We start from the raw sequence: 26,769 nt of genomic DNA, 5'->3' as shown, positions 1-26,769 counted from the left end.
ACGGCGACGGCGCGGTCAAAAGATCGCAAGTCGCCTTGCGGTGGGGACCTTCGGCGGGCTACCTAGAACAGCGGACGCGCCCCCTGAGATTCCACGCTTTCGAGCTCTCCAGCTGTGACGAAGATCGACCGCTATATCCTGATCCTCTTTCTGCGCACAGTGATGGTGTGCTTCCTGTCTTTGGCAGGCATCTTCATCGTCTTTCACGCATTCACTGCGTTTGAAGACTTAGTCGCCCAGACGCGTTCGGGCGAAAGTCTCCCCTCCGTACTCGGACGATTCTACGGGCCCTACCTGATTTTACTCTTCGACATGACGGGTGCGATTATCACGCTGATGTCGTTTCTCTTCACCGTGGGCTGGCTAAGACGTACCGGCGAGTTAACTGCCACACTCTCAGCAGGCATTTCGCACGGACGGATTTTCCGCCCCATGGTGATCGCCTCCCTGGTGATTATCTCAGCGCAGTTGGTGTGCCGAGAGTTTGTCATTCCACGTTTCCGAAGCTCGTTGACAATGAAGGCGGAAGATCTCAACGGGGAGATCGAACAAGCCGTCCGCCCTACCTTCGACCGATTCGCGGGAATCTTGATCGAGGGTTCACAACTGCAGACGAAAGCCCGCAAAATCGTCAAACCAAACTTTCGGATCGATAGCGAGTACGAAGGATTCGGGGACATCTTGATCGCCCAAGAGGCCCAGTGGATGGACGCGCATCCCGATGATGGTGGTTCGCCGGTATCTGGCTATTTGCTGCGTGGCGTCAAACGCCCCGAGGCGATCGGTACAATTGCCTCAGCGAGCCGCAATGGACAGCCGATCCTACTGACCTCCGCCGACCAAAAGTGGCTTGCTGCGGACGAATGTTTTGTCGCGACGACAGTCCATCCGAACATGCTGCAAACGCAAGATACCGCGACTCGCCTCGCGTCGGTTTGGGAACTGAGTGGTCGCATTCGCAACCCCGCTGTCCACAGCAGTTTGGCACTGCAGACCCAGGTGCATGAGCGGATCGTGCGTGCCCCCCTGGATTTCGCCCTGGTGATGCTGGTCTTGCCACTGGTGGTGAACACTCGTGGGCGTAAGATTTTTGTATTGATCGGTTCGGCCGTGGGCCTCGTGCTCGGGTTCTTCGCCCTGAAAACACTTGCCGGCGCCCTCGGCGGCAGCGGCACGATGCTCTCCCCGGGGCTGGCCGCATGGCTGCCTCTGCTGGTCGTAGCCCCCCTGGCGTATGTGCGGCTGCGCGCCGTCCAGCGCGTGTAAGGCACGGCTCACGTGAAAACCGAGCGGACCTAGGCAAATTTCAGATCTCGAAGGCGAGCTGCCTCCCCACTGGATCATTCTCGCTCGACTAAGCCCACCGTTTTGCGTTGGCTAGCACTGAGCACGGCAGCATCGACGATCTGTTGTCCAATCCGGCTAATTTCGATGGATAGCGGTCCCTCAATCGGCTTGTCGTTGCGGATAACGTCGACCATGTACTGCACCGGATTCTGAAAAGGTGCCACCAACGTATCAGCCTCCTCCCATTCGCCAGCGGGGCACCACTCATTCTGCCAATGAATTCGGTTGTCGTAATCGTAGCTGGCGATCGTGCCGCGAGTTCCGACCAGAACGAAACCCGTTTTCGGTTGCGGCTGGTTTGTCCAGGGGTCGGTATAGGTCCCCCAGCGGGTCTCAAACTTAGATAGCCCAGTCTCGTATTTCGCAATCGTGATGCTGTGCTCATCTACCTCCAGGCCTTCCTCTGCATCGACCATGGTCGTGATCTCAAGTGGCCTTCTGCCATCCATAAACCATGTTCCCAGAGTGGTTCCGTAGCCGAGATAGTCGAGGAGCGAACCGCCACCTTGGCTCTTCTTGTAGAACCAACTCTCCGATTTCTCTTTCGCGATTTCAGCAGGAGTACGCTCGATCTTGTCAGCACCATGACACAGCGGTCCTCGATTTCCACCGTAGTAGTGGACTTCCAAAACATCCCCAATATGCCCCTCATCCACGTACCTCTTCGCAGTACGATGACAGGGCATCCAGGCCAGCGGCCAATTGATCGCCAAACGACTGCCGGATGCTTGGCAAGCAGCGATCATCCGATCAGCTTCGGACAGCGAAGCGGCAAAGGGTTTCTCGATGAGAATGTCACATCCAAATGGCGCAACACGCTCGACCCACTCCCCATGCGTCGAGGCAGCGGGACACAGAATGGCAAGGTCCGGCTCGGTTGCTTCGAGCAGTCGCCGATAATCCGTAAAAACCTTGTCGTCGGCAATTTCAAATGCTTCGCACGCAGCCTGCATCCGCGCGGGCGTTTCGTCACAAATTCCTACCAGTTCCACGTCTCGATGTTCGTGGGCCATCCGCAGCAGGTCGCCCATATGAAAGTGGTCGAAATTGATGCCGGCAATTTTCAATCGATCGCTCATGATGAGTCGCGGTGGTGTTCCGCTCCAGGTCGAGTCCACACGGGGTGACGGGTGTAATCAATCTGAAGTATACCACATCGCTAGCAAGTGATTCAAAAGCGATCGTCGCCTGGCACCGTTCCCAGTGGCAATGCGGGCTCGCGGCAATACGCAAAACCTCCGTCTTGTGAGGGAACTACCGCTTACGAAGATCGTTACCCACAGCGATGCGAGCCTCGATCATGATCCGCAGATCCTCTTCACTCGTGTCGACTGCTCGCACCATGGACGCGTTTGTCTCGAGTGAGTTGACGCGACTCGCTTCGACAGTGTCGTAGATGCCACCGGAGATCAAGGCAGTGATCAGTGAAAGTGTTTGGCTGATGCGTGACATTCGTTTTAACCTCATTCGTTACAGATAGGCGGGAGACACCATTGGTGATGTCCTGATGAGGTCGACGAGTTGCACGCGCTGTGCCAAGTTGTCGCAGGCGCAACCGATTGACGGCAACTCGTTATAAAAGCCCGCGTAACGAGGCGTTTTAGCCTTTCCCACGCAGTGAGGTACCGTGCATGTAGTCGCATGTTGCACGCAAGCCCTTGCAGCTGCCTTGGAGAACGCCCATCTGCATGCTCAGCCGCCCCCCTCGGCCATTATCGAGGGCGGGATGCCCAACGGTGCGGGACGAACATCCGCAGTCGGCGAAACCCTGTTCGCCTGCCGCCAGTGAGACGTCCACCTTGGTGGAGAGATCACCCGTCGGGCTGCGTGACCCGCCCAAAAATGTCTTTCAAGATGGCTTGCTCGAGCGAGGTATCCCGTCCTAACGGGATCCAACCGAGCGTTTGGGGACTCTCACCAAATGTGTCAGCACGGTTGGTTCGCGCCTCACCTTGCTGGGCACCGATGATCGATTCGGTCGCGTGCTGAGTGCGATCAGTGTCCTCGAGATCTTTCTGAACGATGACCTCGACGCTATACCCCGAGGTGACCGGACGCACCGTTACGATGGCTCGACGCCGGATCGTTTGCAGCGTGCTCTGCAGCCGCTCGAACCCCGTGGTGTTATCCTTCTGCCATGGCTGAAAGATTGAGCCAGCGACCTTATAGCTTGTTTCAATCTTGCCTTCGAGCACGAGCCCGCGACTGTTTACGACGGGCTGTTGCCGCGCGATCCGAAAATAGTCGTCGAGCGTGTCGACTACCTGTAGCCACAGAAAGTCATCGGCTACGGCGGGCAGATCAAGCGGATTAGGAACGTATTGCTCCGGCACATCGCTGGTTAATCGGTACGCAAGTGAACCACAACCTGCAGGCATCACTGCGGCCGTCAATATCGCCGCCAGAACGCTCCGGCGCGTCCACTGAGACGTTCCATAGCGAGCTAGCCGGTTGCTGATCGACGATGGCGAACTCATTGGCGATTGAATGGACGAGCGGCGATTTGGGGCAACGGTTTCGCGCCTGGAATATCCTCTGGAAACAAAGTCCAGACTGGGACACGGCGACTGATTTCTTTCAATGCCTCAGTCTGCGCCTTGGCAATCTTCTCACCACGCAAAATTTGGCGGATATCCTCCTGGACATCAGCGAGCGGGGTGACTCCGGCATCTTCGCGCGCGGTGACCCGGACGATGTGATAGGCATCAACATCTTCAATGATCTGGCTCATGGCCCCCGTGGGGAGCGAGAAAATCTGCTCGTCGAGGACTTGTGAAGCTAATGCGCCCTGATTTGTCCAGTCATGCACCCCCCCATCGCTCGCAAAGGGCTCCTGGCTTTTCTCGCGAGCGATCGCTTGCATGTTACCGCCAAAAAAAGCCTCCCGGCCCATATTCCAGATCGCGTCGTAAGCAGTTTTTTTGTTGGCGAAGTTCTCAAACTTGACTGTGATCTGCTCCCATTTTGCGCGGGACTTGTTGTAAAAATCATCGCGATGAATGATGTAATATTCATGAATTTCCGAAAGTGCGATGGGCGGATCCCGATCCACTTTCTGCTGTAGGTAGACGTGCCCAAGCATCTGGTCGATAAACTCGCGCTCACGTGCGGCCAGAGAACTCGCCTCCTCGTGCAATTTCTCATCGAGCTGTGCCGTCGACTCGGCGTCGTACTTCTTACGCAGATCGGGCACCTCGGACTCGAAGAACATCTGCCTGGCTTGGGCCTGCATCTTCGCGTCTGCTTCGCGACGTTTTTCCGCGGTTTGCGTGGCGACCTGATCGAGCAGGAACGACTCTCGCATCATACGATTCTGGATTGTCTGTGCCAGCAACCCGCGGATCATCCTCACGCGTGCGAAGTGAATCTGGTCTTTGGGAATTTCTTGCGCCGCTGTGGTGACCACCTCTTGGATGCGAGCTTCGATCTTTGGATTGATTTCACCCAAGAGGATGCTGCTTTCACCGACAATCGCGATAACGGCCGCAGGGTCGGTCGGCAGCTGTAGCTGCATCGCCTCGTCAATTTGCGACTGAGTAAGCTGCTGCCCCCACGCCTGGGGCGCAGCACCGATCACGACGATCACAACAACCAGGAGGTGTGCAAGCGGCAATCTGGAAAAAGGGGGCATGGCAGGCCCGATGGCTGGATAGGAGATGAACAATTGCGGTCGATCCAATGCTTGTAGATGAATCGCTCATGAGAATGCAACAGAGATTGAGACAGCATCCAACTTGCCCAGCTTCACGGCTGCTCATATCCGGAAAAACCCGTACGACGCGATCAAATTCTCAAAGCCTCGACCGAAGCCAAGCAAATGGACGACATCCAAAGTGACCCTCCCTCTTGCTCCCGCAGCGCCTCCCCTGCCTGCTGAGCACCTCCTATTTGATCGGACCGCACGAGATGAGCTTTACAGAGCAACTGGAACAAGGCGAAGTCGCCTTGTTGAAATCACGAAGTCGCAAACCCACCGTCGACCATGGCCAAGCAGCCCAGTCTCCGCTGGAGATTTATCTCCGCGAGATCAACGAAACCCCGCTGCTGTCTGCCCAGGAAGAGACGGAGCTGGCGACGCAGATTGCCCGTGGCGATGTGATGGCACGTGATAGGATGGTGCGCGCCAATCTGCGATTGGTCGTCAACATCTCACGGGGCTATACCGGCAAGGGCTTGGGTCTGCAAGATCTCATCGAGGAAGGCAATCTCGGGCTACTACGGGCCGTCGAAGGCTTCGATCCGGTGCATGGAACACGTTTTAGCACCTACGCGAGCTACTGGATTAAGCAGGCGATTAAGCGATCGCTGATCAATAGTGCCAAAACGATCCGAATTCCCGCCTACATGGTCGAGTTACTCAGTAAATGGCGGCGGGGGACGGCGCGACTCAATGAAGAACTCCGTCGCACGCCGACCAACGAGGAAGTCGCCCGCATGCTCGGCCTACCTAAAAAGAAGCTGCCGATCATCCGCAAGGCGATTAAAATCAACAACGCAACTCCGCAGAGTGACCAGACCGATTCAGGATGGTCGCTCGGCGACATGGTGATGGACGAGCGCGTGAAGTCGCCCGACGAGGCAATGCTCGATCACGACATCCTGAAACACGCGATGAGCCTGTTAGATAATCTCGATCCGCGGGATGCGACCGTCTTGAAACTTCGCTTTGGACTCGATGGTGTCGAGCCAATGACACTCAAGGAGATCGGCGCAGAATTGGGTCTGACGCGAGAACGAGTCCGTCAAATCGAAACCGAGGCCCTGCGGCGGATGGCCGACGGGTTGACGGACCCCCGCGACATGGGTTTTTAGACAGAGATCGAGCGGCTTGACGGCTCGTCCTGCAGGCCGCGACAACAATGCATCAGGCAATTTTTACAACGTACATGGCAACGAAGATGCCTCGCTCGGTTCTATGTCGGTACCATAACCACGTATTTTGTAATCCCGACGAAGTGCACAATCGAAGCTGTCAATACGAACAAATGCCACACCGCGTGAAAGTACTTGACGCGGCTATCATTAATCAAAAACAGGACCCCTAGACTGTAGATCACGCCCCCGGCGAGCACGTAGCCGAAAAGCGCCATCGAGATGCGACCATAGAGTGGAATGGCGGGTAGCCACCCCAGCATCAGATAGGAAATCGTGCTGATGGAATGAATGCGGTGGTTCAAAATCGCTTTGTTGACAAATCCCCACAATGCGAACCCCCACATCACCGCAAGCAACGGCAGCCGGTACTGCGGAATTGCCATTTGGTAGGTGATCGGCGTGTACGTGCCAATGATCATCAAATAGATCATGGCTTGGTCCCAGGCTCGGTAGCGGTCTAATCTCGGGCGTTCGAGAAAAGTGTGGGACAACGTCGAGCACAAGAACGTGCCGATGCAGCTCGCTCCATAGGCGGCACAGGCGATCGCCAGGCCGGCACTGATTTGTGACGCTCGTGTCACCAGCCACACCGACAGCCCCAACCAAACGACCGTGGCGATCCCGTGGGTCAAGGCATTCGCCCACTCCTGATCGGGCTGAATGGGAGGTGACCCCTGTAATGCCACTCCCACCGGCACCTCGTGAAGTGGCTCGAGTGGGGCTTCTTGAACGGTTTCGCTATTCATGCTGCAGCGCTATCGAAGCGGATTTCCATTCGGAGGGTAGTAACCATCTTCACACGCCCCAGCGCGTGATCGGAGTGAGCCACACGACGGTCGCCGTGGGCAGTGAACAAATCATTCCTCAACCCGTTCCAGCGGACAGCAGATTCCATCGATATCGGGGTCTTCGACATCGATCACGGTACCGCCTGGCACCTCTCCATTTCGCAAGGTCGGTGTCGCGGTTCTCATGGGAAAATCGCTTGCTGTGACCCCAGGGATGTAGCCACCCGTCGAACATTGTAGCGAGATGCATTTCGATCGCGACCACAAGGACTCAAGAATGCGGTCCGGTTGTGACGATGGAAGCAGTTGTACGGAAACTACCCCCACTGCGTTGCCGCGGGAGCCGTTCGTTTTCGATTCCCACGCAGGGTACTTGGCCCAGAGATCAACCGCATGTTTAACAGAATAAGACTTTTAGCTAACCAGTCCAATCGTTGGGTGGCTACGGTATTGCTGATCGCGATTGCGTCCAGCGGCATTTCGATGCCCGCGGCGTTCGGCGATCGGCTTGACGCTCCGGAACTGCGGCAGGTCGCGGTCCCCATTGAACTCGTCGATCCGATTGCTACTCGACTGAGCCTCCGGTATCACAGCGAAGTGGGTGTCAGCATTACGGCGGACGATCGAGGCGGCGGTGCCATTCTCGTCATGGCTCCCCCCTCGCTTCAGGACAAGATCGCTGATGATGCAGCGAAGTTGACCAAACACTTGCAGTCCACCGTTCTGGAAGCGGGTGAGCGAACCACAGTGAAGATCCAACTGCAACACATCAGTTGGCGAGAAGCCGAGGATCTCCTGCGTGCGATAGCAGGTGGCAATGTCCCCGTCACAACCAGCCGTAGCGGCGAGCGGGCAACCTTTCAAATTCGCCTTGGCAAAGCGACCGCGCCGACGCAGGTCGATGTCGATCGTCGCATCGACTCAGTGACGCTGACGGCGGCGCAACGCTCACAAACAGTCTGGCAGCGGGTCTTCACCGCAATTGACCAACCCGTGCGATTCAACGACGAGCAGACAGAAGTGCTGCGGCTTGTCCACGCCGAGGTCGGCCCCGTCCAACGCGCTATCCGGCTCCTCGAGGCTCTCGACCGCAAAGCCACTCCCGAGCAGGAACAACAGCTCAATCGACCCGCTGGGATGCGCAACCAAGCAAACTTCCGCACGGCTGCTTTCATGCAGAATGCGGGGGACAGTGACGAAGTCGTCGAAGAAGAGATCCCAACTCCGTCGGCTGATGTTGCCGCAGCCGTCGCAGACGCAGCGGCAGAGGACGCCGAGGGTGGCGTGATTGGAGACACCGACATTCAAATTGTCCCCGATTCCGGTTTGATCATTATCAAAGGTGCCAAGCGAGACGTCGAACGGATCAAACAGGTCATCGCCGAGATCGAGGCCCAAGCCAAGATCACTCAGCCGCAGATTGAAGTGCGTGAGTTGGAATATGCCGACTCCAATGCCGTCGCCGCGTTGCTCCAACAGCTGTACGAAGACGTGCTGTCGGCTCGTCAGGGTGATGTCAGCATCACCTCTCTTGACGCCCCCAATGCTCTGTTGCTGATCGGACGAGCTGAAGCGATTAAAGCAGTCATGGACCTCGTCGACAAAATTGATCAACCGATCCCCGACACGGACAAGTTGCGTGTTTTCCGACTCAAGCATGCGTCGGCTCTCGATGTGGAAACCAGCATTCGCGAGTTCTTCACCAATCAACCCGGTGAAGATTCCGATCAGCGTCCAGGCCTGGGAGTCCGCGTCCGCGTGCGGGCGGACCAACGCACCAACTCGCTCGTCGTCGCGGCTTCGCCCCGCGATCTCGCGGAGGTGACTCGCTTGGTCGACGAACTCGATGTTTCCCAAGCGGCAGCGACGAGCCAGATTCGTATTTTCCCACTACGAAATGCCCGCGCCGAAGATCTCGCCGTTGTGCTGCAGGATGCCGTCACCGCTGAGCCCGAGAACGTGCCAGAAGGCACGACTCCGAAAACGTCAACTCTATCCATGGTCGCTCTTGGTCAAGCAGGCAACTCCGTGCTGAACTCCGGTGTTCTCAGTGGCACCGTTGTGACGGCGGACAACAACTCCAATGCCATCGTAGTTCGTGCCCCTAGCGAAGGGATGCAGTTGATCGCCGAATTGATTCGCCAGCTCGACCAGCCTGCAGGCGTGGATTCGCTCGTGAAAGTCTTCACGGTCGAAAATGGCGATGCCACGCAACTAACGACCGCGTTACAAAACCTGTTTGGTACCGATGCGGGTACCGCAGGAACGAGCGTTGGTGCGGGCAACCAAGCTGGGCTGACATCGCTGTCGGCCGGTGACAGTGCCCTCGTGGGGTTAAGGTTCTCCACAGATGCTCGCACCAACAGCATTATCGCTAGCGGATCTGCTGAAGATCTCGAAGTCGTCGAGAGCATCTTGCTGCGACTCGACAGCACTGGGTTTGCCGAGCGGATTACCGAAGTAATCTGGCTGAAGCATCAAATCGCTGAAAACATCGCCACTGCGATCACGAGTTACGTAACCGCTCGGCAACAGTCGCAGAATATTATTCCTCAGTTGCAACAAAACACAGGTCCGTACGATCTGCCAGACCGAGATTTGATCGTCGTTCCTGAAAACCAAACCAACAGCCTGTTGCTAAGCGTTTCGCCGCGACTCTACGAGGAAGTTCGTCAATTGATCGACCGCCTCGACCGTCGCCCACCGATGGTGTTGATCAAGACATTGATCGCGGAAGTCAGACTAAGTGATGGATTCGAAATTGGCGGTGAGGTCGGGCTGCAAGATTCCTTGCTCTTCGACCGAGGAATTGCTGCAAATACCGCTGGCACCGGCCCCAATTCAATTCCCGGCTTTAATTTCAACAACAACGGTTTGCCTAACCGCAACTCCGCTGGTCGGGATACGCTCGCGTCCCAAGGTGTCACGAGTTTTGGACTTGCTACGAGCCAGTTGATGAATGCCGGTAGCGCGCAAGGATTTGCCTTCTCCGCCGCCAGCGATTCCATCAGCCTGTTCTTGCGTACCCTTCAGCTGGCAAACCGGTTGCAAGTGCTCAGTCGCCCGCAGGTCATGACGGTGGATAACACCACCGGATTCATCAACGTTGGCCAATCGTTTCCGCGACCAACCGAAGTCGTCGCCACCCAATTCAACACGCAGATTGGTATCGAAGACATCGACGTCGGGATCACGCTCCAAGTCACCCCGCGAGTCGGTGCCGATGGTTTGATCATCATGGACATTGACGCCAGTCGCAAGAACGTGAACTTTACGACTGGTCAGGTTATCGGGACGACAAGTGCGGGTGCAGACATCTTCGTTCCGGCGATTGACCAGAGTGTAGCCCGATCGACTATCACAGCCTTTGATGGACAGACCGTTGTGTTTGGTGGATTGATCCAAAAGGTACGCTCCAACACGACCAGGCGGGTGCCGTACCTATCATCCATTCCTTTGCTGGGCGTGTTCTTCCGATACGATTCCGAGCAGGAAGAACGCAACGAATTGCTCGTGATCATGACGCCCACACTTGTGACTGGTGACGAAGATCTCGAATACGTCAAGGTCGAAGAGTCCAATCGCATGAGCTGGTGCTTGGCCGATGTGGTCGAGGCACACGGTAACGAAGGACTCTCGGGCGGACATGGTCTGTGGGGTCCCGCGATTGGGCCGACCATTTTCCCCGATATCCAACCAACGGTAGACGTTTTCCCAGCCGCCGACATGCCGACGAACTCAGCAGGTCGAACGGTACCACCGATCTACCCGAACCACATGATTCATGGTGGCATGATTCCCTCCGACGCCGAAATGCGACACGACGGGGAACTGCCGCAGGGCTCTGGCCTGCCACCTGGCGTGGAATTAGCTCCGGGTGAATCGATCATGACACCCGCGGAACTATTCCAATCGGATGCGTTTGGAAACTCGCAGGTTCCTGGTCAGTCACAGCAGTGGGTGCCCGAAGTCGATGAGATCCCGCAGGTTCCAAACAGTACACCCGAGATGGTGTATCCGAATACAAACCGGCCTGATGCCACTCCAAAGTCGACCGCGCCGCAAAGCGATGGGAGGTCTTCCGAACCGCGTATCTTCTCGCCGTCCGACGGAGCGTCGACTACCGGTCAGAGAACATCAGCGACACCGGCTTCGGTAAGAACCTCACCGACGAAACTGCCCGACGCCACGCCAACAACGAGTACGCCACCACGACGGTGGTCGAGCTTCCAAGGCAAACTGGGCAACTGGATCGGACCTAGCAAGGCGAAACCAGAGTAAGGACTCGCCGGGCCAATCGCTCCACGATGCACAGTGCCCTGCACGCAGGGCACTGTGATCCAAGACGCCCCGCTGTGGGGCAATGTCTCGCCGATTTTCACATGCTACCGGGCCGTGGGCCCTTCCTCGTGACTCTAGAACTCCCAGCCGTACGGACTGGGCTCCCCCAAACCGATGGGCCGTGGGCCCGTTTGAGACCGACATGCTCGCTCGGGACCAGGGTCCCCAGTTACGGGCCAACAGCCACTCGAAAGAAACCGCAATGAAAAAAATGAATTGCAAAACCACGCCGACGCCTCGTGGAAGTTTAAGTTCCAGTCGGTTGGCCTTGGTGTGGGCCGTGGTTGCGCACCGGGAGCAATTGCCTGCTGGGAATGCTCGCCCTGTCGCCCGATCTCCCCAGCTCGTTGGGAGTCTGGGCTGTGTGCTGCTGGCGACTGTCACGGGGTGCACAACTCTCAGCACCAAGGATTCGATGGTCGATACAAAACCAGCGACGTCAATTTTCGATCGGATGCCATGGTCGAAGTCCAAAGATGGCATGCCGGAGCCCTATCCCAACCCGGTGAAGCTCGCGGCGACCTGGACTCCCGACACGCTGACCCAGGTAGGTCGCGTTCCCACACGGGGTTTCGGGGCCCGGGTCTTCTTTTACGATGAGAAATCTCGTCCTGTCCCAGTTGAGGGGACGCTGAGAGTACATGCCTTCGACGAGGGCAAAGGCAAGGCGAAAGGCCAGATGCCCTTAGTCAAACGATACGAATTCACTCCCGAGCAATTCACGCGTCACTTCAGCAACTCTGATCTAGGTGCGTCTTATAGTGTTTGGATTCCGTGGGATGCAGTGGGCGGTGACCAAACGCGAGTCTCACTTGTGGCGTCGTTCACGACAGCAGAGGGCAAAACAATCCAAGGCTCAACGAGTGTCGTGCTACTGCCCGGAGCCAAGGAAAGTGCCGCCGAAAGCTTGGCGCAGCGATACTCACCTGATTATCGTCAATGGCAAGCTGCCGCATCGGGTTCTCAACCACCCACCAGTGGCTTGACTACCACGACGATTCGCCGAGAGGCGGCCAGTGCCCGTTCGCTCCCAGAAACCGCTTTGCCATCGGCAGGGGTACCGAACTGGAATGTCGCCAACAGCAAGTCGAGCAACTCGCTCAATGTGGCTATGAAATCGCCGACACCCGAGGTCAAACCAGCGGACGCCAAGGCCAGCTTCCAAACCCTGCCTGCCAGCTCACGAACGCACCGTTAGAAAAAGTGGTGCGTAGCGTGGGACCATTGTCCCGCGCAAGGCCCCACTTGACGACCTGGGAAAGTAAGCAATGTGACGAGACGATCGGCTTCTCCGTGGCCCCGTCTCGGCGAAGATCCTTACCAACCCCGTCTAGCCTTCCGCTGCCCAGAGAGGTGGCTTGATGGACGGTGAAATTGGGGCTGGCGTGTCGTGACCTACGGAGCGACCTCGGTAGGCTGTGACACCGCGATACCAGCGGGGACATTGCGACTGACCGCTTCGATCACAAGTGTGAAGTTCTGGGGTTGATTGCTACGTAGGACGAGCTCGTAATCAATCGACTCGCGTGGTTTGATTGAGCGTATTTCTTCGAAGTAGATGGTGTTGCCACCCCTTGTGAACCTTCCCAATTCAGGACTTTGTGTTTGGGTCAGTCGTTCGATTGCCACACCGTTGGGCAAATCAAATGCGATCTGCACCACACTATCGAGTTGATCGGTATCGTTGGTCAACCGGATCGAGTAACCGATGGGGTCACCAACCCGTGGTGAGATGTCTCGTTGCAAAACATCCAGGCGGAGCGTCCCCGGGTCAATTCGGTCGGACGGGCTCGGCGGTGGCGCCTGGGCCTGCGGGAGCGGCGGCGGCGTGCCGGGACCGCCCGGGATCGCTGGCGGAGTCCGAGCAGGTGGCAACACCGGCGGGACGACCAAGGGAGTATTGGGTGCATTTCCAGGGAATATCTGGATGGAGGTCGAGTTGCGTCCACGGGCTCCCTCGGCCGACTCAGCGGTGAAGATGAACTGACTGGCCGCGCTGGTCTGCTGAGCGGCAAACTCGGCTTCGAGTACAGCGGTCTCACCAGCGGGTAGTTCGGGAATCGTCCACGTGATCAGATAGGGCGTATCGAGGTTACGAGGAAAATCCACTGTCGCTTGCTGCGGTAACAACTGCGCATCGTATGACATGGTCACTCGCACGCTCTTGAGTGGAATGCTACCTGTGTTCTCGACCCGTCCACGTACGAAGACGTTGTCTCCGACACTGAGTCGATCTCGCGCCGCCGAGACCGTCACCGACAGGGCGGGCGTGGGCGGTGCGGGATTGATGACGGTGACACATGAAGACTGTGACTGCTGTTGGCCGCCGGCCGCGTTTGCCTGGAAGGTCACGCAGCGAAGTCCTGAATCGGTCGGTGTGAAATGCACCGTACTTCGCCAGATCTCGCCGGGCTGAAGTGGACCGTCGATTTTGTCGTTCCCCACCTCACGGCTGCCTTTTTCACTGTGCATCATGTACTGATCACCCGATGCCGTCAGCGAGACGTCACGCAGTGGTCGATCACCGGTATTTTCAACTTCAATTTCAAAGGCAACCTTCTGGCCTGTTTCATACCGGTCCTGCGCGGCGGCGACACGTAAGGCCAACGCCGGCCGGAAGATGTCCACGCGAATATTGCCATTGGCAGAGAGCCCACCATCACCGCGAGCTTCGAAGTCGATGGAGACCGGTGCACCGGAACTCAGCTTGAGCCCCAGATCGAGTTGCTGCTGCGGCGGGATCGTACCGATCTGCCACACCACGCTGTTGGGGAATACTTTGGCGAATGTGTCACTGGAGATGACCTTCACACCGTCAGGAATCGCTGCTCGAACTTCGATACCAGTGGCGTCTTGATCACCGGGGTTGGCGATGTTTGCAAATACGTCGAAAGGTGTGTTGTAGGAGGCGACTTCGGGGCCACCGGTACGCAAGGTCAGCTGGGGTGCCGACCAGGTTACGAAGGCCTGACCGCGTCCAAGGGTCAAATCGGGCATATTATCGGCGGTTCCCCCGGGGCGGATCACACGCACATCGACGACCGCGTTGCCCGCCGTGCCGGGGATGGGTACGAGCGTCGCTGGGGCGTTACCAGAATCGTCCACGTTGACTTCCACGACCGAAGAGCCATCGGTGCCCGCAAAGCTGGCCAGTTCCGGATTCATGTTTTCATAGCGCACCTTCCAACCACGAGCTGGCATCGATCCTTCGGCACGAGTCACCCGTGTGAGCAGCTCCGCAGCCACGCCCGCGGTCAAACGCTGCGGCGCGGGAAATACCCATCGGGCATCGACCCAATAAATCGTGGCCGAGGCTTTGCGTTGATCCCAGCATTCACTTTCAGGAGCAAGCACGGTGACGTGACTGGTACCCTCGCTGGAGCTGCTCAATGTCATCCAAGTCTGGCCCTTCTCGAGTTTGACATCGTCGTTGGGATTGGTGTTGCCACGCGTGATCAGCATCTCTTTGGTACTGGTCACACCACGCGCATAGGAACCGTCTTGCTTTTTCGCAACGGGCACACTGGCGAGTTTGTGAAGCAACCCGGGCGCGTTGTCGTCCACCGCAATAATGTTGCCCACGCTATCACGGCTGAGCATCCATTCGAGCGGCTCTGCAACCTGCAAGTAGCCATCCGTTCCACAGATACCCGAGAGGAACATCACCTCTCCGCCGACGGGCGCAACTATTTTTTGGGGTGATAATAAAATACAGCCACGTTTGCCGCGGGACGGTAACGTACACGCATGTTTGGCGTCGAGTTCGCTACCATAGAGCACCGCAGGTGGACCGACGAGGCATTCGCCACTGCAATCGGGTCCTGGCACACATGGCTCGTTATCAACAACGCCACTGCCAGTCGCGGCCCCCGGTTGTGCACACGGTGGCGGATCGGCCGGATCCTCGAACGCGGGATTAGGAAAGTCAAAACCGGGGCAACTCAAGCAACAGCCCAAATTCTTAATGCACCCCAGGCATCGGCAGGGATTCAAGCAGCACGGGCCATTTGTGCATGGCGATACCAGTTGAGTTGTTGTCGGAAGCGGAGCAAACAGGCAACTGCCAGTTCCATCAATCGCTGGGAGACGCAAATGAGTGCAACCACCGCACGCGAGAATGATCGCGACGATCGACCATGACAATCCACGCAGCAGACGTGCTGAGACACGTTGCTGGTCGCGAAGATCGTCAATGATCGTGGTGAAGTACATCGTTCCGTCGGTCGTGCAGAGAAAAAGAATTCGTCCGTAGGAACGCTAGCACGCGGATACGCCCAGGGCGGGGTTGGCAAGGGACAAAAGCAAAATCTCCTGAGAAGCTGGGTTGCCGATTGCGGGTTATCTGCATTGCGACAAAGATGAGGGCGATTGCTCACCACTTCTGTCTTTCTGCGCCCGCCCCGAACCAACGCCATGTCACCACTCCCCATTCGATTTGGCGTCCTCGGCACAGGCCGGATCACCCGGCGATTGGTTGCCGATCTGCAGTCAACTCCGGGTGCGACCGTCAGCGCCATCGCGTCTCGCTGCGCGCACCGGGCGAGGTGGGCCGCCGATAGCCATGGGATCGCCGCCGCCGTAGAGGGGTACGAGCGTCTACTCTCGCGTGATGATGTCGACGCGGTATACATCGCGTTGCCCCCGTCGTTACATCACGAGTGGACACTCGCAGCATGCGCTGCGGGCAAACACATCTTATGTGAGAAACCGGTCGCACTCTCCGCCCGTGAGGTCAGCGAGATGCTTGACGCTGCGAATCGAGCCGATGTGCGATTTCTCGATGCGACGGCGTGGCTGCACCATGAACGCACCTTCCAGTTTCGACAGTGGCTGAGGACGGCGACGCCTCAGCCTGATACCGCACTGGCAGCGGCCAAACCCGACGAATTGTTTGCCGACGAGTCGGCTGCGGCCAGCGAGAGTCTCGGCTTTCGCGTCGGCCCGCTTCGCCATGTTAGTGCGGCAGTCTCGTTTCTTAACCCATTTCAGAACGGGGATCATCGGCTCGATCGCAGTCTAGGTGGGGGGGCGTTGCTGGATCTCGGTTGGTATGCCGCCGGAATGATTCGGTTCGCCACCGGCGACTTGCCCAAGCGGGTCTACGCGACGGCCGTCATGCGCGATGGCATTGATGTGCGGGTTTCAGCAACGATGCGTTTCGCAGACGAAACCACAGCGACTTTGTCCTGCGGGTTCGATACGAGCACACGAAAATGGTGTGAGATCGCCGGAGCGGAGGCATCGATCGTTTGTGACGATTTCACCCGACCATGGGCCGACAAGCCCGCCCGAAGCTGGGTGCACGAAGCATCAGGGAAAGTTCACACCTTCACGCCACCCAGTGAACTGGATGGGCTAACGAATTCCGGGGGCATCACGGCGCCAGTCAGTCGCCCGTCCCGCTGTCATCAGGAGCGTGAAATGATTTCACGGCTCATCGGCTGGATCCGAACCGACGCGTCCGCTGACGTCGAAAAACCATGGCAGCAATTCCACGACCAAGCTCTCCAGACGCAGACGCTGCTCGACACCATCGCAGCGGCGATCGAGTGAACGAACCGGTCGTGCCGGATGCAACAGGCAGATTCGCCGCGGCTCCTATGAGAGGCATCGAAGGTCGGCAGGACTCATCGCGCAGACCCTCCGAGCGCAGACCCTCCGGGCGTGGCCCCTCATCGTCGGCTGCGGCTGTTTCTCAGCCGTATCGAGAACGCTGACAACCCTTCCGCAGGTTTGGTTCCAAGGACGAGCCACTTCCCAAAATTCAGCCCGAGGATGCGGGTTATGTGAACGGGGCGGTGGTCCGAATAGGCGACAGAAAAGTAGGATTTGCGGACGAAACTCGGGGCTTGATAGCAACAGATGGATTGACACTGACACCCCGTTCGGATAGCCTGCTCCACACAGACTTCAGGCAAACCTATGTTGGCCCGGGCCTTTTTTGGTCCGGGCTAATTTTTTTATCAGGGCCTGGCTTTTTACCTTCTCCATCCTCTTTTCCATCTTTTGTCGCCATGAACCCGCAAGACATTTTGCGATACGTCGATTCGCTCCATCGCGACAGAAATATCGATTCAGAGCTATTGTTTCAGGCTATTGAGTCGGCACTTCAAAGCGCAGCAAAGCGGCAGTACGGTGAAGAATCGGACGTGGTCGTCTCGATCGATCGTGAGAGTGGCAAGATCGCCGCAACTCTTGAAGGCGAACCGCTCGGCGATGACCAAATCGGCCGAATCGGCGCCCAAACGGCCAAGCAAGTTATTATCCAACGTGTTCGCGAAGCCGAACGCGATGCGTTGATGATCGAGTACCGCGACCAAATTGGTGAGATCGTCAGCGGCATCATCGGTCGAGCTGATGGTGGCGTGGCCACGGTGAACCTCGGCAACGTCGAAGCGATTTTGCCCCGCAGCGAGCAGATCCCTGGCGAAAGCCTCCACGCCAACGAGCGGGTGCGGGCGATCGTCTACGAAGTCCGCCCGCAAGGCGGCAACCGCGTCCGCGTCGTGCTCAGCCGCACCCGGCCACAATTCGTACAGCGACTCTTCGAGCAGGAAATTCCAGAGCTCAACGACGAAGTCATCGCAATCAAATCCATTTCTCGCGAACCAGGCTATCGCAGCAAAGTCGCCGTCAGCAGTGACGACTCTCAAGTCGATCCGATTTCGGTGTGCGTGGGATACCGCGGCAGCCGGATCAAGGCCGTGCGCGAGGAACTCGCCGGCGAGCATATCGACGTGGTCCGTTACGATAGCGATCCCGAGGTATTGATTCCCAACGCACTGCAGCCTGCCGAAGTCGATCAGGTTTTGCTCTGTGACATGATCGGCCGCGCCATTGTCCTCGTCAAAGAAGACCAGCTGTCGCTCGCGATCGGTCGCCGTGGTCAAAATGTGCGTCTGGCCAGCAAACTGTGCGGCTGGGACATTGAGATCATGACCGGGGGCGAACTCGAAGAGCAAATCGAGCGGGCAGTTGGTGGGTTCAGCCAAATCCCAGGCATTACGGAAGAAATCGCTCAAACGCTCGTGGAGCAAGGCTATCTCTCCTACGATGACCTCTCGGTGATCGAGCCGGACCAGTTCGCTGAAATGGCGGGCCTGACGGAAGAGCAGGTCGACCAAATCGTTGAGATCGCAGAGGCGCGCGCTGAGGAAGCCGAAAAGGCCGCCGCAGACGAACGTCGTGTCCGTCGCGAGACGGAAAAGCTCGATCGCGAACGGGCCGAGATGGAAGCCCATATGCCGGCTTCCGAGAAGGGTGACCCTACGCCAGCCGCGACGGAAGATGATCCAGAGGCATCCGCTGAGGCCTCGGACGCGGCTCCGGCCTCGGACGCGGCTCCGGCCTCGGACGCGGCTCCGGTCGCGGAAGCTGACTCCAGCCAAACGGAAGCTGGCGAGGCTGACCCGGACGAAGCCCAGCTAGGCGAAGCTGCTGCGGTCGGCACCGACGACGAAACCGCTCCTCCAGATCTAGAAGCTGCACCGGAAGAATCCACTCCAGAAGAGACTGCTGGCGTGGGCGAATCCGATGCAGCGACGCCCGCTGACAAGGATTCTGGGGGAAACCTCTAGGAGCGGCGGGGGGGCCATTTTCAAATTTCCCCCTGGCGCGTTATCCTATCCGTGACAAACCTGAGACGCGATCGTAGTCGCAGGCGAATTTTCCATTTTTTACCGCTATGAAATTCCCCGACCCCGTGAAATTTTCGAGCTTCGACAACACCGGATACTGGCTCTTTGAGACCAGTCGCTGGGCGAAGATTACGAATCCTTAGCGAGGTCGATGGAGGTCTTTTTATGCGATTTTGAACAAAACAACATGGAGCCGAGCAGCCCGCTCTGGGCCGGCGGACTCCATCTATCGAACTTGACAGGATTCCCCCCCAGTGCCAGTACGCATTTACGCGCTTGCCAAAGAACTCAGCCTTGACAGTAAAGATCTCGTTGATCTGGTGAAGAAAGCCGGTATCACCGGCAAAGGCTCTGCGCTCGCAAGTCTCACCGACGACGAAGCCGATCAGGTACGCAACAGCATTTCCAGTGCGTCCAAGGCTGCACCGAAGGCTCCCACAGCCGCTCCGGTTACGAAAGAATCGCCAACCCAACCGGTTGCTCCGGTTCGTGATTTGGATCGAAGTGCGATGCGGCGGCCCCCGTCCATCCAAATCGGTCGGCCGCAGACTCGTCAGAGTTCTCCGTCAGACGGTGGCGCCAACAAGCGTCCCGCCCCTGTGCTGCGGGCACCTGTCTTGAAACCGGCCGAGCCGACCCCTGCCCCTGCGAAACCGGTCGAGCCATCGTCGCCGAAACCGGAAGTTCGCTTGCGAGACGTCATGCCGTCGCAACCGGGCAGCAAACCGGTCGACGCAGGCAGCAAGCCAAGTGAAGAGGCCCGCCAGCCCGTTGAGGAAGCAAAGACGCCGCCGGCCCCACCGGCGAGTGCGCCCGCGCCTCGTGCTGAATCGAAAGATCCAGCACCCGCGGCCGATAGTGGCATGGCTAGTCGGATTGCCGACCGGATGGCGAGCAATTCGGGTGGACGCGTGGTCCCCAATCGCCCCGGAGAGCCCGTTCGCCGCGAAGGCCTCGGTGGTGGCGGAAAGATGCGCTCGCTCGACCGCGCCTCCGCTCGCACTGGCTCTGGTAAACCCAACGATGCAGCCAAAGCTCGCAAGCGTGAGCCACGCATCAAGGTGAATCTGGCCCAGTTACCGAATGCCCCTGCACCAGCAGCTCCGATCTCGACGACCGGGCCGGCTCAAAAGCCAGACATCAAATTGACCCGCGACGTGATCGAAGGTCACAAGCAGGGCATGAAGGCGCCGCTAGCGAGACTGGAGAAAGACGACGCCGAGCGGAAACGAACCAAGAAGGAAAAAGAAACAGCCGTGGTTGGCGAATTTGCTGGCCGCAAGAAGATTATCGAGGAAGACGACAAGCCACGTGGCAAGAAGGGACTCGCCGGGATGGCGAGTGCCCGCGCCGAGCGAGCACGCGGCGGCGGTGGCCGACGTGTGATCGGCAATAGCGACGATCGCAGCTACTCACGCCGCAATCGCCCACGCATCCGTCGCAAGGGCACCAACACGGCCGCACCGCGGAAAGAACGCGTACAGCTCGAGTTGCCCTGTTCGGTGCGTAGTTTCTGCGAGGCTTCCGGGGTCGCCATGTCCGATGTCATGAAAACTCTCATGGGCATGGGCATGATGATCAACATCAACTCTGAAATGGATCTAGAAACTGCGGAACTGATCGCGACAGAACTGAATCTTGAGATCGAGCTGAAGGCGGCCGAGTCGCTCGAAGATGAATTGATCACTGAGATTGAAGAGCAGGAGGACAATGCGGAGTCGCTCGTCGCACGTGCCCCCATTGTGACGTTCCTCGGCCACGTCGATCACGGTAAAACCAGTTTGCTGGATTCCCTCATCGGAATCGACGTCGTCAAGGGCGAAGCGGGCGGTATCACCCAGCACATCCGTGCCTACCACATCACCAAGGGTGATCGGGGCGTCACGTTCGTCGATACCCCGGGTCACGAAGCATTTACGGAGATGCGTGCTCGCGGTGCCAACGTCACGGACATCGCCGTGATCGTCGTCGCCGCCGATGACGGCATCATGCCTCAAACGGAAGAGGCGATCAGTCATGCTAAGGCTGCTGAGGTACCGATCGTAGTCGCCCTGAACAAGGTCGATTTGGCCGGTGTTGATATCAACCGCGTCATGACCCAACTGACTGAACACGGCCTGACCCCGAGTGAATGGGGCGGCGATGTCGAAGTCGTCAAGACCAGTGCCATGACGGGCGAAGGGATGGACGACCTTCTCGAAACCCTGATGACGGTCGCTGAGTTGCACGAATACAGTGCGAACCCAGACCGCTCGGCACTCGGTGTCTGTTTGGAATCCGAACAGCACGGTGACAAAGGTGTTGTTGCCAAAGTTGTCGTTCAGAACGGCACGCTCCGCGTGGGCGATATCATTGTCTGCGGTCCGGCCCACGGCCGCGTACGAGCCATGCACGATACGCTAACGAACAAGCCGATTACCGAAGCGGGGCCAAGCGTCCCGGTGAGCTTGACCGGCTTGGACACGCCTCCGGGCGCCGGCGATCGATTCCATGTGCTCAAGGACATCACACAAGCTCGCCAGATTGCGGGCAGCCGTGAAGATGAATACAGCCGTCAATCGCTCTCTGGAATCACGACCAAGGTCTCCTTTGACTCGTTCCAAGATCTGCTCGCCGGTGGGAATCTTGCTGGTGAAGAACGGGCCAAACTGAACTTGATCATCCGTGCCGACGCGCGGGGATCGCTCGAAGCGATTGATAAGGAACTCAGCAAGTTCGATCATCCGGAAGTCGAGATTCGCGTGCTCCAGCGCGCCGTCGGCGGCATCACACTCGCCGACGCCACACTGGCGAGTGCTTCGGATGCTGTGATCCTCGGGTTCAATGTGATCCCGGATGAGAAAGCACGCCAGCTCGCTGATCAGCGGAACATCGAAATTCGGCGGTACAGCGTGATCTACAAGCTGACTGACGACATTCGAATGATGATCGAAGGCCGGCTCAAACCCGAAGAACGCATTGTCGAACTCGGCCGCGCGTTGGTCAAACAGGTCTTCTCCATCAGCCGAGTCGGAACGATTGCCGGGTGCTATGTCGCCCAGGGATCCATTGTTCGCGGATGCCGCATTCGCGTCAGCCGTGATCAGCGAGTGATTGGCGATTATCCATTGGACACGCTTCGCCGCATCAAAGAAGACGTCAAGGAAGTGCCGCGAGGAATGGAATGCGGTATTCGCTTGTCAGGATTCAATGACATCAAGCAGGACGACGTGCTCGAGGCCTATCGCATCGAACAGGTCGCTCGCAAGCTGGAGGCTAGTTTCTAGCCACTTGCCTTTCACTGCTCGCTTTCGTCACTCTCCCCCTCCTCCGCTCACCCCTTCTCCCACTCTCTCAATTGTCAACTCGTCGCCAACTCAAAGCCGCTGAAGCGATTCGCGAAGTGGTCGCTACCAGTGTTCTCACCGACATCCGTGATCCGCGAGTTCGCGACGTGACCGTCATTTCCGTCGACGTGTCGCCGGATATGCGAGAGGCGAAGGTTTCGGTGAGCGTGATGGGGGATGACGCCCAGAAAGATCTGTCGATTCGAGGTTTACAGAACTCGGCTGGTTTTTTGCAGAGTAAGATTGCCAATCGCCTCGATACTCGTTACACGCCACGCCTCACTTTTGAACTCAATCGTGGTCAGGAAAATGCGCTTGCGGTCCATGAAATCTTGGCCCGACTGAAAGCGGAAAAGGAGGGCAGTCCTGAGGGTGAGGGTGGTGGTGTTTCCACATCGCACAGCACCGAGGACGAGCCTACAGCATCTACCGACGATACAGACGCGTTGCCGCCTAAGAGTACTGATGAGCCCTCGGCTGAACTCTGAATCCTGAACCCTGAACACTCCCCACCACCAGTCTCTATGTCCGCATCGAATCGTACGAAACTCATCGCGAAGCTGCACTCGGCTCTCAAGAAACACTACAGTGTACCGCCAGCCAGCCCATCGCGTCCGCTTCTGGAGCATGCATTGTATGCTTGCCTTCTAGAAGATTGCCCCAGCGAATTGGCCGACGAGGGCCTCGCGAAACTCGAGCAAGATTACTTTGATTGGAATGAGGTCAGGGTCACGACCGTGACGGAGTTGTCCGGTGTGCTTTCCAACCTGCCCGACCCCGCCAAAGCGGCAGGTCGATTGAAATCGAACCTGCAGGCAATCTTTGAAGAGTTCTATTCTTTTGATCTCGATCATCTGAAGAAAGAAAACCTCGGCAAAGCGGTTGCTAAGTTCGAGAAGTTGCCCTCGATGACACCGTTCGTGCTCAGCTACATCATTCAGCATGGGCTCGGTGGTCACTCGATTCCAATCGATTATTCCGCCATGGTCATCATGCTCGTCAGTGGAATCGCGAGCCAGAACGAAGCCTCCGATGGACGTGTACCAGGACTCGAGCGTGCCATTCCGAAGAGCAAGGGTGTCGAGTTTGCCAGCCTGCTGCATCAACCTGCTGTCGCCTTGTTGGTAGATCCGGCTGATGCCGACGCTCGTAAACTACTCGAGACCGTATCCAAGGGTAGCTCAGCGGACCTCGATGAGTGGTTAGTCAGTAAGAAGGCAGCGAAGAAACGCGTCGCTAAACGCAAAGCCGAAGAACGCGAAACCGCGAAGGCTGAAGCGGAAGCCGAGGCCGCCGCCGAAGCGATTGTCGCGGCGCCGACCGGCAAGAAGAAACCGATTCGCTCTGCAGCCAAAGCCACGTCGACGACCAATAAGCCGAAGGTAAAGAAAAAGTCGTCCGCAGAAAAGACGAGTGAAGTCGCGGCGAAGACCAAAGAAACGAAGGCCGAGGCTGCGGCCTCCACTCAGAAATCAACTGCTGCTCCCAAGAAGAAGCCCGCTAAGAAAGCGTCCACGGCAAAATCGGATGCGGAATCCACTGCCAAGAAAAAGACGACCGGCGATAGCAAAACATCGTCGGCCAAGAGCGACGACAAATCGGGCAGCAGCAAGAAACCCACCAATCGAAAACTAACCAAACAGAAACCTCGTTAAAAAACGACGCCGAAGGAATCAGTAACATGGCAGGGCACTCAAAATGGGCCAATATCCAGCACCGCAAAGGTCGCGTCGATGCCGCCCGCGGGAAACAGTGGAGCAAACTGAGCAAGGCGATTATTGTTGCTGCCAAAGGTGGAGGCGGTGATCCCGCTGGTAATATCCGATTGCGGAAAGCCATCGACGATGCCAAAGCGGTCTCGATGCCTAAAGATAATATCGAAAGGGCGATCAAACGTGGCACTGGAGAGCTCGGTGGTGATGCCGTCGAGGAAGTGCTCTACGAAGGCTATGGTCCTGGCGGTGTTGCCGTGATGTGCCTAGCGTTGACGGACAATCGAAATCGAACCGCCCCGGAATTGCGTACGATGTTCGGCAAACATGGTGGTGAACTGGGCAAGACCGGATGCGTCTCCTACCTGTTCGAACGCAAGGGCTTGTTTCTTTTCGCTGCTGGCACGGACGAGGACCACGTGACGGAAGTCGCCTTAGAAAACGGTGCCGAGGATGTTGAGACCGACGACGAAGGCCAGATCCAGGTAACCTGCGCTCCTGATAACCACGACGCCTTGTCGGATGCCTTTGAGAAGGCGGAACTGCAACCCGAGGTGAATGAAGTCACGCAGATCGCATCGACGAACGTGGACGTCGACAAGACGGTCTCTGGTCAAATGATGTCATTACTCGAAGCTCTCGACGACCACGACGACATCCAGACCGTGAGTACGAATGCCAATTTCACAGACGAATAGACGCGTCGCTCCCGGACGCGCATGTCTCTTCGTTTAGCGGACGGGAGGCGACACCAAGCAAATTCTCCGCGGAGGTATCACCATACTTCTACGGATCAATCGGTGCTAAGCTGAGCATTCTACTTGCTCCATCGGGATTTCTCATGAATTTGCACATTTGCTTGATCCGAGTGATTTCAGTCATCGGTTTCGCGGTTTCGTTTCTTCTCCTGGGCGTTTCCCAAGCCAGCGAACGACCCAATGTCGTCTTCATTCTGGCGGATGATTTGGGGTACGGGGATCTGGGATGTTATAACCCCGAGTCGAAGATTCCGACACCGAATCTCGACCGCCTCGCTCAACAGGGCATGCGGTTCACCGATGCACATAGCCCTTGCACGGTTTGCACACCCACTCGCTACAGTCTGTTGACTGGCCAAATGGCGTTTCGCGTGCCCAACGGTGGCCGCGTGTTTAGCGGCGCCGGCGGGCCGTCCTTAATCGCGGAAGGTCGCTTAACGTTGCCTGAACTGCTACGTGATCAAGGCTACGCAACCGCGTGTTTTGGCAAGTGGCATATCGGTCTGACATTCCGTGACGAAGCAGGTCAACCCATCCACAATGGTGGCCCCGACGGCGTGAAACAGATTGACTACTCGCGGCGCATCGAAGGCGGTCCGATCGACCATGGATTCGATCGCTTTTTTGGCACGGCGTGCTGTCCCACCACCGATTGGTTGTACGCCTACATTGAAGGTGATCGGGTTCCTGTACCGCCGACGGGCAAGCTTGATAAGAGCGACTTACCCAAGCACGCGTACTCAATCGACAATCGTCCCGGTCAGGTGGCGCTGGACTTTAATCTCGAAGAAGTCGATCTGAAATTCCTGGAGAAGAGCCAGCAGTTTCTAAGGACGCAGGCGATGACGAAACCCGATCAACCATTTTTTCTATTTCACTCTGCTCAGGCGGTTCACCTACCATCGTTTCCTGCCGATGAGTTCAAGGGAAAAACAAACTCGGGTCCTCATGGCGACTTCATCTTTGAATTGGACTATGTCGTCGGCGAGTTGATGGCGACGCTTGAAGAATTGGGGATCGCTGACGATACACTCGTGATGTTCTCCAGCGACAACGGTCCGGAAGTGCCCGCTGTCTATCATATGCGTCATGATCACAACCACGACGGTGCCCGCCCGTGGCGTGGCGTCAAACGTGACAACTTTGAAGGTGGCCATCGCGTGCCGCTGATTGTGCGGTGGCCTGGGCAGGTTCCTGCAGATACGACCTCTGACGAGCTCACATCGTTAACGGATGTGTTTGCCACGGTTGCGGAAATTGTTGATGAGCCGTTACCCCGAGACGCCGCCGAAGACAGTTTCAGCATGTTGCCCGTGTTGCTGGGTGAGAAACCATCCCAGCCAATTCGCCCCTATCTGTTGGCTCAGGGTTTCGCTGGTCAAAAGTGGCTAGCTATCCGGCGTGGCAAGTGGAAGTATCTCGCTCATCAGGGTTCCGGTGGCAATAATTACGCAACCCACCCCCAACTCCAGGAATACCAGCTTCCCAATACAGCACCCGATGCACCGGGGCAGCTGTTTGATCTCGAAAACGATCCCGGCGAGACTACCAATCTGGCGTTGAAACGTCCTGACATTGCGCGTGAACTGCAGTCTTTACTCGACGAGTCGCTCGCGAGTGGGCGCAGTCGAGAAATCCCCCAGGAGTAGTTTGCATAGCCTCCCGGGAACGTTTGGCACGTCCGATTGTCGCCGGCGTAAACACGCTTGTGGTTGCGCAGATCGTGAGCGGAATCAATCGTGGAGCGGACTCCGCTTTCGAGAGCTTGCTAAGCACAGGCGCGAGACCCACGAACCTACCGATTGGACATAAAAAAAGCTCGGTCTTCCCCCCGAAAGACCGAGCTCAGTTCGCGGCGTGGTGATTTTATGGATCACCCCACCGCTGTCTCCGCGAACACTTCAGGCCCCCCGACCTGTCATCCGCCCGAAGGCGGATCTCATGTCAATGATCGTTAAAAACACCGGCTCCCGTCGATCATGACA

At 57.5% G+C, this 26,769-nt stretch carries 17 protein-coding genes; 11 read left to right on the top strand and 6 right to left on the bottom strand.

What is annotated here, in order from left to right:
* The first annotated feature begins 114 nt into the window (after positions 1-114).
* The gene (locus tag Poly21_RS03015) at positions 115-1,266 is read left to right on the top strand and encodes an LptF/LptG family permease (protein WP_146405521.1); all 1,152 of its coding nucleotides are present in this window, start codon (positions 115-117) and stop codon (positions 1,264-1,266) included.
* A 74-nt stretch (positions 1,267-1,340) separates the two neighbouring features.
* Here the strand turns inward: Poly21_RS03015 and Poly21_RS03010 are convergent, their stop codons facing one another.
* From Poly21_RS03010 to Poly21_RS02995, 4 genes are all read right to left on the bottom strand, one after another.
* Positions 1,341-2,426, bottom strand: coding sequence for a Gfo/Idh/MocA family protein (locus tag Poly21_RS03010; RefSeq protein WP_146405520.1), 1,086 nt, complete (start codon positions 2,424-2,426; stop codon positions 1,341-1,343).
* Between the two features lie 175 nt (positions 2,427-2,601).
* Positions 2,602-2,799, bottom strand: coding sequence for a hypothetical protein (locus tag Poly21_RS03005; RefSeq protein WP_146405519.1), 198 nt, complete (start codon positions 2,797-2,799; stop codon positions 2,602-2,604).
* Between the two features lie 359 nt (positions 2,800-3,158).
* On the bottom strand, positions 3,159-3,824 hold the full coding sequence (locus Poly21_RS03000) for a hypothetical protein (RefSeq protein WP_367302518.1): 666 nt from the start codon (positions 3,822-3,824) through the stop codon (positions 3,159-3,161).
* Complete coding sequence (locus tag Poly21_RS02995) at positions 3,821-4,978, bottom strand: peptidylprolyl isomerase (protein ID WP_302117355.1); 1,158 nt, start codon at positions 4,976-4,978, stop codon at positions 3,821-3,823. The genes Poly21_RS03000 and Poly21_RS02995 overlap by 4 nt, the downstream gene beginning before the upstream one ends.
* A 275-nt stretch (positions 4,979-5,253) precedes the next feature.
* On the opposite strand from Poly21_RS02995, the gene Poly21_RS02990 reads away from it, so the two are divergent.
* Positions 5,254-6,159, top strand: a complete 906-nt coding sequence (locus Poly21_RS02990) for a sigma-70 family RNA polymerase sigma factor (RefSeq protein ID WP_146405518.1) — start codon at positions 5,254-5,256, stop codon at positions 6,157-6,159.
* A 101-nt stretch (positions 6,160-6,260) separates the two neighbouring features.
* On the opposite strand, the gene trhA is transcribed toward Poly21_RS02990, so the two are convergent.
* Positions 6,261-6,968 carry a PAQR family membrane homeostasis protein TrhA gene (gene trhA / locus Poly21_RS02985; protein WP_146405517.1) on the bottom strand — a complete coding sequence of 236 codons (708 nt, stop codon included), beginning with the start codon at positions 6,966-6,968 and terminating at the stop codon, positions 6,261-6,263.
* 435 nt (positions 6,969-7,403) lie between these two features.
* On the opposite strand from trhA, the gene Poly21_RS02980 reads away from it, so the two are divergent.
* Both Poly21_RS02980 and Poly21_RS02975 read left to right on the top strand, forming a co-directional pair.
* Positions 7,404-11,291, top strand: coding sequence for a secretin N-terminal domain-containing protein (locus Poly21_RS02980; RefSeq protein ID WP_146405516.1), 3,888 nt, complete (start codon positions 7,404-7,406; stop codon positions 11,289-11,291).
* A 262-nt stretch (positions 11,292-11,553) separates the two neighbouring features.
* A complete protein-coding gene (locus Poly21_RS02975; protein WP_302117354.1) occupies positions 11,554-12,549 on the top strand; it encodes a hypothetical protein in 996 nt (331 codons plus the stop codon).
* Between the two features lie 197 nt (positions 12,550-12,746).
* Here Poly21_RS02975 and Poly21_RS02970 read toward each other — a convergent pair whose 3' ends face one another.
* Entirely contained in the window at positions 12,747-15,563 is a 2,817-nt protein-coding gene (locus tag Poly21_RS02970) for a COG1361 family protein (protein WP_146405515.1), read from the bottom strand.
* A gap of 201 nt (positions 15,564-15,764) precedes the next feature.
* On the opposite strand from Poly21_RS02970, the gene Poly21_RS02965 reads away from it, so the two are divergent.
* From Poly21_RS02965 to Poly21_RS02935, 7 genes are all read left to right on the top strand, one after another.
* A complete protein-coding gene (locus Poly21_RS02965) occupies positions 15,765-16,904 on the top strand; it encodes a Gfo/Idh/MocA family protein (RefSeq protein WP_146405514.1) in 1,140 nt (379 codons plus the stop codon).
* A 461-nt stretch (positions 16,905-17,365) separates the two neighbouring features.
* The gene (gene nusA / locus Poly21_RS02960) at positions 17,366-18,928 is read left to right on the top strand and encodes a transcription termination factor NusA (RefSeq protein WP_146405513.1); all 1,563 of its coding nucleotides are present in this window, start codon (positions 17,366-17,368) and stop codon (positions 18,926-18,928) included.
* Between the two features lie 314 nt (positions 18,929-19,242).
* On the top strand, positions 19,243-22,254 hold the full coding sequence (infB, locus tag Poly21_RS02955; RefSeq protein ID WP_146405512.1) for a translation initiation factor IF-2: 3,012 nt from the start codon (positions 19,243-19,245) through the stop codon (positions 22,252-22,254).
* Positions 22,255-22,325: 71 nt separating this feature from the next.
* Complete coding sequence (rbfA, locus tag Poly21_RS02950; protein ID WP_146405511.1) at positions 22,326-22,802, top strand: 30S ribosome-binding factor RbfA; 477 nt, start codon at positions 22,326-22,328, stop codon at positions 22,800-22,802.
* A gap of 36 nt (positions 22,803-22,838) precedes the next feature.
* Complete coding sequence (locus Poly21_RS02945; protein WP_146405510.1) at positions 22,839-23,969, top strand: hypothetical protein; 1,131 nt, start codon at positions 22,839-22,841, stop codon at positions 23,967-23,969.
* Positions 23,970-23,995: 26 nt separating this feature from the next.
* Positions 23,996-24,724 (top strand): YebC/PmpR family DNA-binding transcriptional regulator, encoded by a 729-nt coding sequence (locus Poly21_RS02940; protein ID WP_146405509.1) that lies wholly within the window; start codon positions 23,996-23,998, stop codon positions 24,722-24,724.
* Between the two features lie 143 nt (positions 24,725-24,867).
* Positions 24,868-26,433 carry a sulfatase family protein gene (locus Poly21_RS02935; RefSeq protein WP_146405508.1) on the top strand — a complete coding sequence of 522 codons (1,566 nt, stop codon included), beginning with the start codon at positions 24,868-24,870 and terminating at the stop codon, positions 26,431-26,433.
* Positions 26,434-26,769: the final 336 nt, after the last annotated feature.

The organism is Allorhodopirellula heiligendammensis (genome assembly GCF_007860105.1).
Classification (GTDB): domain Bacteria; phylum Planctomycetota; class Planctomycetia; order Pirellulales; family Pirellulaceae; genus Rhodopirellula; species Rhodopirellula heiligendammensis.
The sequence above is the reverse complement of the archived record's forward strand: the minus strand, read 5'-3'. Positions and strand labels throughout refer to the sequence as shown.

Coding starts and splice junctions, on each gene's coding strand:
- Poly21_RS03010 (WP_146405520.1), bottom strand. CDS start 2,426: ATGAGCGATCGATTGAAAATTGCCGGCATCAATTTCGACCACTTTCAT.
- Poly21_RS03005 (WP_146405519.1), bottom strand. CDS start 2,799: ATGTCACGCATCAGCCAAACACTTTCACTGATCACTGCCTTGATCTCC.
- Poly21_RS03000 (WP_367302518.1), bottom strand. CDS start 3,824: ATGAGTTCGCCATCGTCGATCAGCAACCGGCTAGCTCGCTATGGAACG.
- Poly21_RS02995 (WP_302117355.1), bottom strand. CDS start 4,978: ATGCCCCCTTTTTCCAGATTGCCGCTTGCACACCTCCTGGTTGTTGTG.
- Poly21_RS02990 (WP_146405518.1), top strand. CDS start 5,254: ATGAGCTTTACAGAGCAACTGGAACAAGGCGAAGTCGCCTTGTTGAAA.
- trhA (WP_146405517.1), bottom strand. CDS start 6,968: ATGAATAGCGAAACCGTTCAAGAAGCCCCACTCGAGCCACTTCACGAG.
- Poly21_RS02980 (WP_146405516.1), top strand. CDS start 7,404: ATGTTTAACAGAATAAGACTTTTAGCTAACCAGTCCAATCGTTGGGTG.
- Poly21_RS02975 (WP_302117354.1), top strand. CDS start 11,554: ATGAAAAAAATGAATTGCAAAACCACGCCGACGCCTCGTGGAAGTTTA.
- Poly21_RS02970 (WP_146405515.1), bottom strand. CDS start 15,563: ATGTACTTCACCACGATCATTGACGATCTTCGCGACCAGCAACGTGTC.
- Poly21_RS02965 (WP_146405514.1), top strand. CDS start 15,765: ATGTCACCACTCCCCATTCGATTTGGCGTCCTCGGCACAGGCCGGATC.
- nusA (WP_146405513.1), top strand. CDS start 17,366: ATGAACCCGCAAGACATTTTGCGATACGTCGATTCGCTCCATCGCGAC.
- Poly21_RS02945 (WP_146405510.1), top strand. CDS start 22,839: ATGTCCGCATCGAATCGTACGAAACTCATCGCGAAGCTGCACTCGGCT.
- Poly21_RS02940 (WP_146405509.1), top strand. CDS start 23,996: ATGGCAGGGCACTCAAAATGGGCCAATATCCAGCACCGCAAAGGTCGC.
- Poly21_RS02935 (WP_146405508.1), top strand. CDS start 24,868: ATGAATTTGCACATTTGCTTGATCCGAGTGATTTCAGTCATCGGTTTC.